The 13281-nt window shown below is 30.4% G+C and carries 10 protein-coding genes and 2 pseudogenes; 9 read left to right on the forward strand and 3 right to left on the reverse strand.

Annotated features, from left to right (window positions below; all coding sequences use genetic code 11):
* Window position 1 precedes the first annotated feature (1 nt).
* The 5 genes and pseudogenes from thiH (at window position 2) to AJ886_RS09560 (ending at window position 4712) form a co-directional block, all read left to right on the forward strand.
* Complete coding sequence (gene thiH, locus AJ886_RS09540; RefSeq protein WP_070233079.1) at window positions 2–1147, forward strand: 2-iminoacetate synthase ThiH; 1146 nt, start codon at window positions 2–4, stop codon at window positions 1145–1147.
* On the forward strand, window positions 1137–1742 hold the full coding sequence (locus AJ886_RS09545) for a thiamine phosphate synthase (RefSeq protein WP_070278094.1): 606 nt from the start codon (window positions 1137–1139) through the stop codon (window positions 1740–1742). Before thiH ends, AJ886_RS09545 begins: the two co-directional genes overlap by 11 nt.
* A pseudogene (locus tag AJ886_RS09550) lies at window positions 1739–2628 on the forward strand (helix-turn-helix domain-containing protein). Before AJ886_RS09545 ends, AJ886_RS09550 begins: the two are co-directional and overlap by 4 nt.
* A 62-nt stretch (window positions 2629–2690) precedes the next feature.
* Window positions 2691–3542, forward strand: a complete 852-nt coding sequence (locus AJ886_RS09555; protein WP_002861770.1) for an ATP-binding protein — start codon at window positions 2691–2693, stop codon at window positions 3540–3542.
* 7 nt (window positions 3543–3549) lie between these two features.
* Window positions 3550–4712 (forward strand): annotated as a pseudogene (locus tag AJ886_RS09560) (MFS transporter).
* Here AJ886_RS09560 and murG read toward each other — a convergent pair.
* Complete coding sequence (gene murG, locus AJ886_RS09565) at window positions 4683–5711, reverse strand: undecaprenyldiphospho-muramoylpentapeptide beta-N-acetylglucosaminyltransferase (protein WP_002861768.1); 1029 nt, start codon at window positions 5709–5711, stop codon at window positions 4683–4685. The pseudogene AJ886_RS09560 and the gene murG overlap by 30 nt on opposite strands.
* Window positions 5708–6871, reverse strand: coding sequence for a putative lipid II flippase FtsW (gene ftsW, locus AJ886_RS09570; RefSeq protein ID WP_002861767.1), 1164 nt, complete (start codon window positions 6869–6871; stop codon window positions 5708–5710). Before ftsW ends, murG begins: the two co-directional genes overlap by 4 nt.
* 139 nt (window positions 6872–7010) lie before the next feature.
* Here ftsW and AJ886_RS09575 point away from each other — a divergent pair, with 139 nt between their 5' ends.
* From AJ886_RS09575 to AJ886_RS09590, 4 genes are read left to right on the forward strand one after another with little or no spacing between them, the layout of a single operon-like run.
* Complete coding sequence (locus AJ886_RS09575; RefSeq protein ID WP_002856595.1) at window positions 7011–8456, forward strand: acetyl-CoA carboxylase subunit A; 1446 nt, start codon at window positions 7011–7013, stop codon at window positions 8454–8456.
* Window positions 8457–8459: 3 nt separating this feature from the next.
* A complete protein-coding gene (locus tag AJ886_RS09580) occupies window positions 8460–8711 on the forward strand; it encodes a hypothetical protein (protein ID WP_070247870.1) in 252 nt (83 codons plus the stop codon).
* Window positions 8711–9430 carry an arginyltransferase gene (locus tag AJ886_RS09585; RefSeq protein WP_002870578.1) on the forward strand — a complete coding sequence of 240 codons (720 nt, stop codon included), beginning with the start codon at window positions 8711–8713 and terminating at the stop codon, window positions 9428–9430. The genes AJ886_RS09580 and AJ886_RS09585 overlap by 1 nt, the downstream gene beginning before the upstream one ends.
* Entirely contained in the window at window positions 9431–10237 is an 807-nt protein-coding gene (locus AJ886_RS09590) for an adenylosuccinate lyase (protein WP_002861764.1), read from the forward strand.
* Window positions 10238–10265: 28 nt separating this feature from the next.
* Here the strand turns inward: AJ886_RS09590 and cmeF are convergent, their stop codons facing one another.
* The gene (gene cmeF, locus AJ886_RS09595; protein WP_070287608.1) at window positions 10266–13280 is read right to left on the reverse strand and encodes a multidrug efflux RND transporter permease subunit CmeF; all 3015 of its coding nucleotides are present in this window, start codon (window positions 13278–13280) and stop codon (window positions 10266–10268) included.
* Between the last annotated feature and the right edge of the window lies 1 nt (window position 13281).

Here is a 13281-nt window from a genome sequence, read left to right on the forward strand (position 1 = left end):
CATGCAAGATTATATGCAGCATTTACCTCACATGCAGGAAATAAAAAGCGAAATTTTAAACAAGGTTTTAAGTCAAGTTCAAAACTATGATGAGAGTCAATTTAGCGCTAAAGATGTTAAAAATGCTTTAAATCAAACACATTTAAGCATAGAGCATTTAAAAGCTTTGCTTTCAAGTGCAGCAGAAGATTTCATAGAAGAATTAGCTTTTAAATCCGCTAAAGTCAAGCAAAAATATTTTGGAAATTCTATCTCTCTTTTTACCCCACTTTATTTGTCAAATTATTGTAATTCTAAATGTGTTTATTGTGGTTTTCAAAAAGGTAATAAAATCGCAAGAGCTAAACTAAATGAAGTTGAAATTCACGAAGAAATGCAAGCCATTGCTAAAAGTGGTTTAGAAGAAATTTTAATGCTAACAGGCGAGGGTAGGGAGTTTGCAAGTGTAGAATATATAGCAAATGCTTGCAAGATTGCTAGAGAGTATTTTAAGGTTGTAGGTGTTGAAATTTATCCTATGAATGAAGACGAATATAAAATTTTACATGAAAAGGGTTGTGATTATGTGACTGTTTTTCAAGAAACTTACAATCCTTTAAAATATTCTAAAATTCATTTAGCGGGTGAAAAACGCATTTTCCCTTATCGCTTTAACGCTCAAGAAAGAGCTTTAAAAGCGGGTATGCGTGGAGTGGCTTTTGGGGCGCTTTTAGGCATAGATGATTTTAGAAAAGACGCCCTTGCTACGGCACTTCATGCACATTTTTTACAACAAGCTTATCCTCATGCTGAAATTTCTATTTCGGTGCCTCGTTTAAGACCTATTATCAATAATGCTAAAATTCATCCTAAAGATGTGAGTGAAAAACGCCTTTTACAAGTGCTTTGTGCTTATAGGCTCTTTTTGCCTTTTGCGGGCATTACTATTTCAAGCCGTGAAAGAATAGGTTTTAGAGATGAGGTTATTAAGCTTGGGGCTACTAAAATGAGCGCAGGAGTTAGTGTGGGTATAGGTGAACATAAGGGCGAGAAAAAGGGCGATGGGCAGTTTGAAATTTCAGATGATAGGAGCGTGGATGAAATTTTAACTATGCTTAAAAGATCAAATTTACAAGCTGTGATGAGTGATAGTATCTATGTGGGATAAAAAAATCATTGCTATAAGCGATAGAAAATGTGTAGAAATAGACTTCTTAAAGCAGATTGAAAAACTTGCTAAGGCTAAGGTAGATGCTATAGTTTTAAGAGAAAAAGATTTAAGCGAATTTGAGTATTATGACTTAGCAAAAGAAGTTTTAAGCATTTGTGCAAAGCAAAAAGTGACTTGTTTTTTGCATTTTTTTGATAGGGAGTGTTTAAAATTAGGACATCGTTATTTTCACGCACCGCTTTCTTTGCTAAGAAAAGAGCCTAAATTAGTAAAATATTTTCATGTACTTGGTACTTCAGTCCATAGCAAAGAAGAGCTTTTAGAGGCGATGAGCTATAAGGTAAATTATGCTTTTGCAGGGCATATTTTTGAAAGTTCTTGCAAGGTGGGTTTAGAGCCTAAAGGGCTTGATTTTTTAAAATCCTTGCTTGAATTTAGTCAAATACCACTTTATGCTATAGGCGGTATCAATGCTCAAAATATAGAAAATTTTAAAGATATAAATATAGCAGGCGTTTGTATGCGTGAAATTTTAATGAAAGAAAAAGATCTTAAAAAGTATCTTTTAGAATGTAGGCAAAATTTACGATGAATAAAATTCTTTCTTTACCAGAAGATTTAAAGCAATTAAAAGGTGTCAATTATAAAAAAATTAAATCTTGCACTTTTGCTAAATATACACAAACGGATACTTCGCATTCTACTTTTGTTAATATAGGAAGTCATCTTTTAACTTTTGTTCGCAAAGGATATAAAATTTTACACACTGCATCAAAAGATTATAAGATTAACTCTTATGAAACTTTGTTTTTAAAAGCTGGGAGCTATACTTTAAGCAATGTAGGACTTAGTAAAGGAGTTTATGAAGCTTATTTATTTTTTTTGACAATGCATTTTTAATTGAGCTTATTTATAAGTATAAAGATTTTTTTAAACTAGATCAAAAGTTTCAAAACTATGAAATTTTTTGGGTAAAAAATGATAAGATTTTGCAAGGAATTTTGGAAAGTTTTTCACCGCATTTTGAAGAAAATACGCAAATTTTAGATCCTATAGTGAGTTTGAAATTTGAAGAGATTTTTTTACATTTGCTTTTAAATAAGAATATTTATTTTATTAGTTTTTTATCAGGAATTTTAAAAGAATTTCGCCTTGATCTTTCCCAACTTTTTGAGTATTGTGGTAGAGAATTTTTAAGCGTAAATGAAATGTCTAATTTTGCGAAATTAGATTTAGCAACTTTTTCTAAAGAATTTAAGAAATGTTTTGGACAAAGTCCTAAAAAATGGTTAGATGAAAAAAGGTTGCAAAAAGCAAAGATTTTACTTAAATTTTCTAAAAAAAATATTAATGAAATAGCTAATGAGTGCGCTTTTTCTTCAGTAGCTTGGTTTATTGAAAGATTTAAAGAGAAATATGAGCAAACTCCTAAGCAATATCAAAAAACAAAAAACTTGTATTTTTTATCAAAAAACTAGCACATTTTTTTTATCTAAATAAATATAATTCAATGAAAATATTTTTAAATAAAGGAGAAAATATGAAAAAATATGTTTTAAGTTTAGCGCTTCTTGGAAGTTTGCTTGGTGCAAGTGAATTAAAATATCAAGAATTTGATGGTTTTAAAAGCCCTGAAAGTATTTTTGTAGATAAAAACTATGTTTATGTATCTAATGTAGGAGAAAAACTTGAACCTTTGGCGAAAGATAATGATGGATTTATTTCTAAGCTTGATAAAAATGGCAAAGTGCTAGAATATAAATTTTTAACCCATCTTAATGCACCAAAAGGCATGATGGAGATTGGAAAAACTCTTTATGTGGTAGATATCGATGTTTTACGCGGTTTTGATCTTAAAACTAAAAAAGAAATTTTTAATTTACCTATTAAAGGTGCAATCTTTTTAAATGACATAGAAAAATTAGACGACAATACGCTTTTGGTTAGCGATACTGGCACAGGACTTATTTTAAAGGTTGATTTAAAAACTAAGCAATATGATGAATTATTAAAACTTGATTTAGTAAAATTTGGTGGTCCAAATGGGTTATATCTAGATAGAAAAAAACATAAGCTTTTTATAGCTGGTTATCATCCTGATGGTGTAAGTGGCGGTGTTGTAATGGCTTATGATTTAAATACAAAAGAACTCAGTATAATTAAAAATGAAAAAGAATCTTATGATGGAATAGTTCCTTATAAAGATGGTTTATTGGTAAGTTCTTGGGGAAATAATCTAAATGGATATATTTATAATTTAGATAATGTTAAATCTGTAAAACTTGAATTTCCTTTGATGAAAGGTCCTGCAGATATATTTATTGAAGGTAATATTTTATGGATTCCTAAGATGGCAGAAGGTAAAATATTCAAAGTAGAACTTAACAAATAAGGCTTTTATGGCTTCTTTTAAAAAGATATTTTGGATTAATGTTATTATTGTTATTATTGTAGCTTTTAATCTTAGAGCCCCAATTACTGCAGTGGGGCCTATTATTGATATTATTAAAGATAAGTATTATTTAAACTCAACCGTAGCGGGCATACTTACAAGTCTTCCTTTGATAGCTTTTGGAAGTATTTCTTTTATTGTGGGGTATTTTTCTCCTATTCGTGCTATTGTTTTTGGAATTTTTTTAATTTTTTTAGGCGAAATTATTCGTTCTTATTTTGGTGTATATGGCTTATTTTTAGGAATGTTAGCAATGGGCTGTGGTATAGCAATTGCAAATGTTTTACTTCCTAGTTTTATTAAAGAAAAATTTCCAAAAAAATGGCAAGTATAATGAGAATTTATAGTCTTGTTTTGAGTATTTCTTCGATTATGGGTATTGCTTTAGCTATACCTTTGCTTAGTGTATTTGATTTAGCTGGAGCTATGTTTTTCTGGGCTATTTTTTCTTTTGTAGCTTTAGTAGTTTACTATCCTCAAGCTAAAAATGGTAGATTTTTTCGCATTAAGAAAAAAGCTTATAAAAAAATCAATCTTTTTACAAATTTAACAACTTGGAAAATTACTCTTTTTATGGGATTTCAAAGTTTTTTAGCTTATTCTTTGTTTTTTTGGTATGTTCAAATTGTTGTAGAAAAAGGATTTGATAAAGAATTTTCTACAAATATGGTTCTTTTTGCTCAACTTGTTGCAGCTCCAGTGTCTCTTTTTGGCCCTTTACTTTTAGGAAAATTAAGGCAAAATTTACATACTTTTTACATAGCAAGTTTGTGTAGTATGTATGTGATCGCTTTTGCCATGCTTTTTGTTTTTGATAGCAAAATTTCTATTATCATCAGTGCTTTTATCATGGGCTTTCCATGGGGTGGGGTTTTTGGTATTGCATTGCTTTTTATCGCTCAAAAAAGTTCAAATACCCAAGTAGCAGCAAAGCTTTCTGCTTTAGCTCAAGGTTTTGGATATTTAATCGCAGCACAAGGGCAGTGGATTATAGGCTTTTTACATGATAAATTTGAGAATTTTTCACTTGCTATTTTGATGTTGATTTTTGTAGGGATTTTGGTAAATATCTTTGGATATTTATCGTATAAAAGCCAAGTTATCAGATAGTGCTTTTTCTAGTAAAATATCCCCACCATTTTTTTGTGCTATATTTTGCAATCTTGTGGAAATATCTTCTAAGTTAAGTTTTAACATTGCTTTGAAAAAATCATCAAGATTGATCGAATCTTGCGTGAAAATTTGACATAAAGCTTGATCTTGTAAAAATTTAGCATTAAAGTATTGATGATTTTTAGCTGCATGAGGATAAGGTATGAAAATAGCAGGCAAGGTGTTAGCACAAAGTTCAAAAAGGGTGCTTGCACCTGCTCTTGATATAGCTAGATCTGCATTTTTCATTTTTTCTTCCAAATTTGAACTAAAGTCAAAAACATCAGCTTGGATATTTAAGCTTTGGTAGTGTTTTTTGCATTTTTCAAAATCATTTTTTCCACATTGATGGATGATTTTGATATTTTGTTCTTGAAGCTTTGGGGCGAGATTTAAAGCTAGTTCGTTTATAAAACTAGCTCCTTGTGATCCTCCTAGGAAAATAATATTTTTTAATTCTTTGCGAATCCTAGCATTATCAAAAAATTTATTTGCTACAGGATAAGGGCTGAATTCTTTTTCAAAGGCGCTAAAAAATTTCGTAGCGAAAGGTTTTAAAAGCATGTTTAAAGAGCCACTTTTTGAATTTTGCTCATGTATAAAAAGAGGCAAATGTGAGAATAAAGCCGCAAAAGATGCAGGAGCTGCACTATATCCACCTACACTAAAAACGGCTTGGATGTGGTATTTTTTAAAAATTTCTCTACAATCTTTGGAGAGTTTTAAGGTGTGGAGTAAAGAACTGATTTTGCCAAATTTGCTTTGATTAACCACTCCTTTAGAGCTTAAAAAAAATTTTTCCTTAAAGCGTACTTCATTTTCAAACCAAGCTTTATCTTGACCATTTTGACTACCTATGTATACACATTCTATATTTTTTTTAATCGCACTTTCTAATAAGCAACGCACTATGGCTAAGTGCCCACCAGTTCCGCCACCTGTTAAAGCTATTGTCATAATTTAACCTTTTTTGAAATCATTAATACATATCCTATACCTATACAAATTGCCCACATTGAACTTCCTCCATAACTTAAAAGTGGAACAGCCACACCTTTTAGTGGAGTAAGAGAAATAATACCAAAAGCATTCATAAAAAAGGAAAAAAGTAAAAGTAAGGCTATGCCTGAACAGAAAATAAAATCTTGTTTAGCTTCGCATCTTCCTGCAATTCTAAAAATTCTTAAAATCATCCAAAGATAAATATAACAAATAACTCCAAGACCCAAAAGTCCTATTTCTTCAGTAATTCCTGAAAGAATAAAGTCAGTATGTACTTCACTTAAAAAGCCTAATTTAAAAGTTCCAAGTCCTAAGCCTTCGCCAAACATTCCTCCATGGGCTATAGCATTTAAAGAGTGCGAAATCTGATAAGGTTCGCTGTTGCTACTTACTCTTAAAGCATTTGCCAACCAATCAGGAAGCATAGGTAAAAAAGCATCTTGTATATTCCCCCACCAAGAAGCAATTCTTTGAATTCTTCTTTGATTACTAGAAATTACCATTATACCTATCATCATAATGATTAAAGTTCCAAAAGCAAAAAGTCTTTTACTAGCTCCTGCAAAAAAAGCTAAAGCTAGAATTAAAAAGAAAGAAATTATACTTTGTCCTAAATCGTTTTGAGTGATATAAATATATCCTATAACTATAGAAGCTAAGATACAATAAGGTAGAAGAATTAAAGCCTCGTGTCTGATAGCTTTTTTGCTATCATCAATACGCCTTGTATAGCTCCATGCTAAAAAATAAATCAATCCTATTTTAAAAAATTCCACAGGAGAGATAGAGAGTGGGCCTAAGCGTATCCAGCGTTTAGCTCCTCCGCTAGCTGTTGCTAATGCAGAAGGTAAAAATGGTAAAATGATAATAAAGATAAAAGAAATAATCAAAATAGCTAAAATAATTTTTTTAGAAAGTGCTTTATCAGGATCCAATCGAGAAATAAAAAACATTATAAGTATGCCACTAATTCCAAAAAAAAGCTGACGAATAAAAAAATGAAACTCGCTATAGTCAAGAAAAAGAACAGTAAAAGCTGTAAGAGAGTATGAAAATACTATTCCTATGGTGATTAAAATACAACTTAAATAAAATAATCTTTTATCAGCAACCATTATAATTATAACTTTTCTTTATTGGAATTAAAATTTTAAAAAGTTTTATTATAACTAAAATAAATTAAATTTTTTGCTAAGTTTTTGTAAGGAAAATTTGCTAAAATTAACAATAAAAATATAACAAAAAAGGCAAATTATGAATCAAATCCATAAAATTCTCATAGCAAATAGAGCTGAAATAGCTGTTAGAGTAATCCGTGCTTGTAGAGATTTACATATTAAAAGTGTTGCAGTTTTTACAGAGCCTGATCGTGAATGTTTGCATGTAAAAATCGCAGATGAGGCTTATCGCATAGGAACGGATGCTATAAGAGGATATTTAGATGTTGCTCGTATTGTCGAGATTGCTAAGGCTTGTGGTGCTGATGCGATCCATCCTGGTTATGGATTTTTAAGTGAGAATTACGAATTTGCTAAGGCTTGTGAAGATGCTGGAATTATTTTTATAGGTCCAAAATCTGAAGTAATCCATAAGATGGGAAATAAAAATATCGCTCGTAAGTTAATGGCTAAAAATGGCATACCTATTGTTCCAGGGACTGAAAAATTAAATTCCTATAGCATGGAAGAAATTAAAATTTTTGCTGAGAAGATTGGTTATCCTGTTATTTTAAAAGCTTCAGGTGGTGGAGGTGGACGCGGAATTCGCGTTGTTCATAAAGAACAAGATCTTGAAAATGCCTTTGAATCTTGCAAAAGAGAAGCTTTAACATACTTTAATAATGATGAAGTATTTATGGAAAAATATGTAGTTAATCCTAGGCATATAGAATTTCAAATTTTAGGAGATAACTACGGAAATATTATCCATCTTTGTGAAAGGGATTGTTCTATCCAAAGAAGACATCAAAAGGTAATTGAGATAGCACCTTGCCCTGGAATTTCAGATAATCTTAGAAAAACCATGGGTGTTACAGCTGTGGCAGCTGCTAAGGCTGTAGGTTATACAAATGCTGGAACTATAGAGTTTTTGCTTGATGATTATAATCGCTTTTATTTTATGGAAATGAATACAAGAATTCAAGTTGAACATCCAATTACTGAAGAAATTACAGGTATTGACCTTATTGTAAGACAAATTCGTATTGCAGCAGGAGAAATTTTGGACTTAGAACAAAGCGATATTAAACCTAGGGGTTTTGCTATTGAAGCTAGAATTACTGCTGAAAATGTATGGAAAAATTTTATTCCAAGTCCTGGAAAAATAGGAGAATACTACCCAGCTCTTGGACCATCTGTTAGGGTTGATAGTCATATTTATAAAGACTATACTGTGCCGCCTTATTATGATTCCATGCTTGCAAAGCTTATTATTAAAGCAACAAGTTATGATTTAGCGGTTAATAAACTTGAGCGTGCTTTGAAGGAATTTGTGATTGATGATATTAGAACAACAATACCATTTTTAATTGCTATTACAAAAACAAGAGAATTTAGAAGAGGGTATTTAGACACCTCTTTCATAGAAACACATATGCAAGAATTATTAGAAAAAACAGAAGATCGTCATCAAGAAAATAAAGAAGAAGTTATAGCTGCAATAGCTGCTACGCTTAAAAAAATACGAGAAAGTAGAGAATAATAGATGGATTTTTTAGACAGTCTTAAAAGTATTAAAAAAGAAATGCAAGCTAACGCCAATACTCCAAAATTAGCGAAGAAATCAAGCAAGAGTGGTGCAAGTGTAAAAAATTTAGAAAAACTAGCTAAAGATATTCGCGAAAAAAATCAAGAAGCAAACATAGATAAGGAAATGCAAGAAATTTTCTTAAAGCAAGAAAAACTACAGGATGAATTTTCCGGATTTATCAAAAATGCAGATATTAAGAAAATTTAATGCTTGAGATTGGTTTTTGTACTCTTGAAGATCAGTGTCCTTACTTAAAAGATAAACGCTCAAGAATAGAGTATAAATACATTGAAAATTGCCCTAAAGAAATCAATAATGGGCTAATAAAACGAGGTTGGCGTCGTTTTGGTAGGTATTTTTCACGCCCTATTTGTAAAGATTGTGATGAATGTTTAAGTCTTAGAATTTTAGTTAATGAATATAATTTTTCAAAAAGTGAAAGAAGGGTTATAAATAAAAATATTAACACCAAAGTTATGCTTAGAACACCCAATTTAAGCAATGAACATTTGTTTTTATATGATAAATACCATCGTTTTATGGAAGAAAAAAAGAACTGGAAGCGTTATGATTTAAGCTTTAAGCAGTATTATAATCTTTATGTCGATGGTTTTATGAATTTTGGATATGAGCTTGCATTTTATATAGAAGATAAGCTCGTTTGTGTTGATTTGATTGATATTTTAGAGGATGGAATTTCAAGCATTTATTGTTTTTATGATCCTGATTTTTCGTATTTTTCTTTGGGTAAATTTTCTTTGCTCAATGAAATACAAATAGCTAAAAAAATGAACTTAGATTATATTTATCTTGGGTATTTTGTAAAAAAGTGTCAATCTTTATCTTATAAAGCCGATTATACACCCAATGAAATTTTAAAAGGCACTAAAGAGCTTTTTGAAAATGAGGTTTTATGGGAGAAATAGATGCAAATCGTGCAAACTTTAGAAACTATCAATGTTAATACAGATGATATTAGCGTATTTCAGTATTTTAAAGACTTGATTACCAAAAATTTCACAAAGGTCATAGGACGAAAAAATAAAATTTTTTCTTTTTTTGAAGAAAATGAAATTCCACAGCGTCGTTATTTCTTAAAAGTTTTAGATCAAAAATATCGCAAAAGTACAAATGAAGGTATAGAGAATTTACAAGATGCTCATTTTAAAACTTTTAGATTAAATTTTGAGCAAAATAATATGCTTAAGCCTATGTTGTTTATCAAGATTGATTTTGCTGCGGGTAGAATTTTGATGAAGTTAAGCTCTAATGAAAAATTATTTGTTACCTATATAAGAAATTATTTTCAAGATCATAATATAGAATATAATGAAATGACAAATATTCTAATTTTAGAATATAAAAACGAGAATACTCTTGAACTTTTTGAAGCTTTTGCAGATGAGAGCGAGCATTTAAAATATTGCGTGAATTTTGAAGTTGACCGAGAAGAGTATAAAAAATTTCGCCAAAATATTCACAATAAAGAAAATATGAAATGGAAATTTAATGCTTTAGCTAAGCTTTTTAGTAATTATTTTAATACTTTAGAATGTACTCCGCAAAATGATCTTAGTGAAATCAGACAAAAATATTTGATTTTGGTAAAACTTTATCATCCTGATTTTCATCAAGGAAAAAGTGCAATAGAAAAAGCTTACGCAAGAGAACAGTTTGAAAAAATACAAATTGCCTATGATAACTTAAAAGCACTTTATAAGAATAATACTTAAAAAAATTAAATTAATCATTTTGGTTAATTTAATTTTTCTCTCTCTCATAAATTTTTCTTAATTTGCTATCTAGCTTAAAACAAAATTTAAAAAGTGCAGGTACTACGAGTAAGGTAAGCAAGGTCGAACTTATAAGTCCAAAGATAATGGCTATTGCCATAGGAGAATTAGCTTCATAGCCCGCACCCCTTGAAAGAGCGAGTGGGAGCATAGCAAAAATCATAGCAAAAGTTGTCATCAATATAGCCCTTAAGCGTGATTTTCCAGCGATTAAAAGAGCTTTATCGGGATCTAAACCTTCATGACATTTTTTATTAGCTACATCCACAAGCAAAATAGCATTTTTCCCCACCATACCAAAAAGTAAGATGATGGCAATAAGTACAAAAAGTGAAAAATTATGCCCTGTGATAAAAAGCCCTATAGATGCTCCTCCAAAGGCTAAAGGCATGGTTATCATGATGATTAAAGGTAAAATAAAACTTTCATAAAGTGCAGCTAAAACAAGATAAATTAAAACAAAAGCAAGTACTACTGCCATAGCAAAACCTTGCACGGTTTCACCTAAAAGATTGATAAAGCCTGAAAAAGCATAGCTAAGACTTGCATTATTATTTAAAATTTTATCCATATTATCTAGTAAAAGTTTTTGCACCGCTCCTAAGGAAAGATCATTTACTCCAGCTGTGATTTTCACAGAGCGGTTTTTATTGTAACGATTGATAGTTTTTAAATCCTTACTGTATATAAAATCCACCACGCTTGAAAGTTCTAAATTTACACCTTGGTTGTTTTTAATACTAATGCGTTTTAAAGCTTCTATGTCTTTTTTAAATTCTGGAGCAAAACTTAGGATAATATCATCTTTTGAATTGCCTCTATCCATACTTCCTACGCTAAGTTGCGAAAAAGAATACCCTAAAACCCCAGCGATATATTCAGGATTGACATCTAAAAGTTTAGCTTTTTCTTTGTTGATGTGTAAGGCTACTTCATCTTTTGTAGCATTAGCATTGTCGCTTATATCTACAATGCGTGCATTAGTGCCTAAAATTTCTTTTGCTCGAGAAGCAGCTTCTTTTAGAGTGTTTAAATCATCTCCTAAGATTAAAAACTGCACGGGATCATCAATGCCTGCACCCTCTATCTTTGGAAGTTCTAAAATTTTGATTTTTAAACTTTCATCTTGAAATTTTTGACGATATAAACTTACTATAGCACTTTGTCTTAAATTTCTTTCGTCTAAATTTTTAAGTTTAACATAAATTTTAGCCTTTGTAGCATCTTTGGCATCATCATAGCCTACAAGTAAAAAAGCGTATTTGACATTGCTATCATTTTTGATTTTTTCAAGCAAATTTAAACTTTTTTCTTTCATGGCTTCTAAACTTAAATCCTTTTTGCTTTCAAGTAAAACTTGAATTTCGCTATCATCTTCCATAGGTAAAAAATCAAGCCCTATGCGAGCAGCTAAAGCAAAAGAAAGCCCTACAAAAACAAGAGTGGCTAGGATAAATTTTGCTTTATTTTGTAAAATTTTATAGAGTAAATTTTCATACTTTTGCTCTATTTTTTCAAAAAAAGCTTCTGTTTTTTCATAAAACTTGCTTTCTTTTGGATTTAAAAATCTTGCTCCAATACTAGGTATTAAAAATACAGAAACCAAAAAGCTTATCACTATCCCACTTGCAACGCTTATGCCTAAAGCATTGAAAAAAAGCCCTGGTATAGAGTTCATATAAGAAATAGGGATAAAAACACAAAGTAAAACTATACTGATGCTTAAAACGCTAAAACCTATTTCATTGATACCTAGAAAAGCAGCTTGTAAAGGCGGATAAGTTTTTAGTTTTTTAGCAATATTTTCAATCACTACTATAGCATCATCGATAAAAATTCCTATGCTTAAGGTTAAAGCTATGAAAGTTAAACGGTTTAAATCATAACCTAAAAGATCGATAATAAAAAAAGTTGAAATGATAGAAGTAGGTATAGCTATGCAAGCAATGAGAGTTGCACTTAAATTTCTTAAAAATAAAAATACAATTACAAGGGTTAGAAAAATCCCCAAAACCATATCAAAAATCACTTGAGAAAGATGCTTGTGGATATTTAAGCTTTTATCGTAAAGCACATTAATGCTTATATCTTTTGGAATTTGTTTTTCTAAAATAGGCAAGGCATTTTTGACATTTTTAATCATTTCAAGGGTGTTATAATTTGTGATTTTTCCGAGTTCTAAAAGCACCCCTTCTTTACCTTCGTATAAAGCACTTTGTTTTTCATCTTCATAAAGGCTTGAAATATTAGCAATATCGCTTAAAAATACTCCTGTTTTTATGCGAAGATTGCTAAGTTCTTCTAAATTTGTGGCTTCAAAATAGCCTTTGATGATATAGTTATCTTGATTGTTATTAAGTTCGCCTAGGGCTTGTTTAAAATTTTGACTTTTGATGATATTTGCTACATCAAGGGCGTTAAGATTGTATTTTCTAAGTTCGTTTGGTTTTAATTCTATGCGAATTTGGGATTCTAAAAAACCCTTAGCTTCGATTTTACCTACTCCTTCAACTCTTTGCAAAAAAGGTTTTATTTTATCATTGATTTCGCGCATGAGTTGTAATTTATCTTTAGAATATAAAAAAAGCGAAATAGCAGAACCAGAATCTGAACTGATTTTTTCAATTTCAGGCTTAGAAGGTAGGCTTAAAGTTCCTATTTTATCACGCACATCATTAGCAGCTACTTCAAGATTTTTACCTAGTTTAAACTCGACTACACTCACACTAAAATTATCATACGCAGCTGAGGTTATGGTCTTTACTCCATCAATCTCACTTAGAGCATTTTCTATTTCTTTAGTGATTTTTGATTCTACGAAATTTAAATCCCCATTTACCTTGCTTGTAATCTTTATAAGAGGTATGGAAACATTAGGAAATAAATTTACACTCATGCTAAAAGCAGAGATTAGCCCAAAAATCATAAGAGCTAAGAAAAACATTAGCACAGTAATTGGTCGGTTTATAGCTAGTTTAAACATT

The organism is Campylobacter sp. BCW_6465 (assembly GCF_001762815.1).
Lineage (GTDB): Bacteria > Campylobacterota > Campylobacteria > Campylobacterales > Campylobacteraceae > Campylobacter_D > Campylobacter_D jejuni.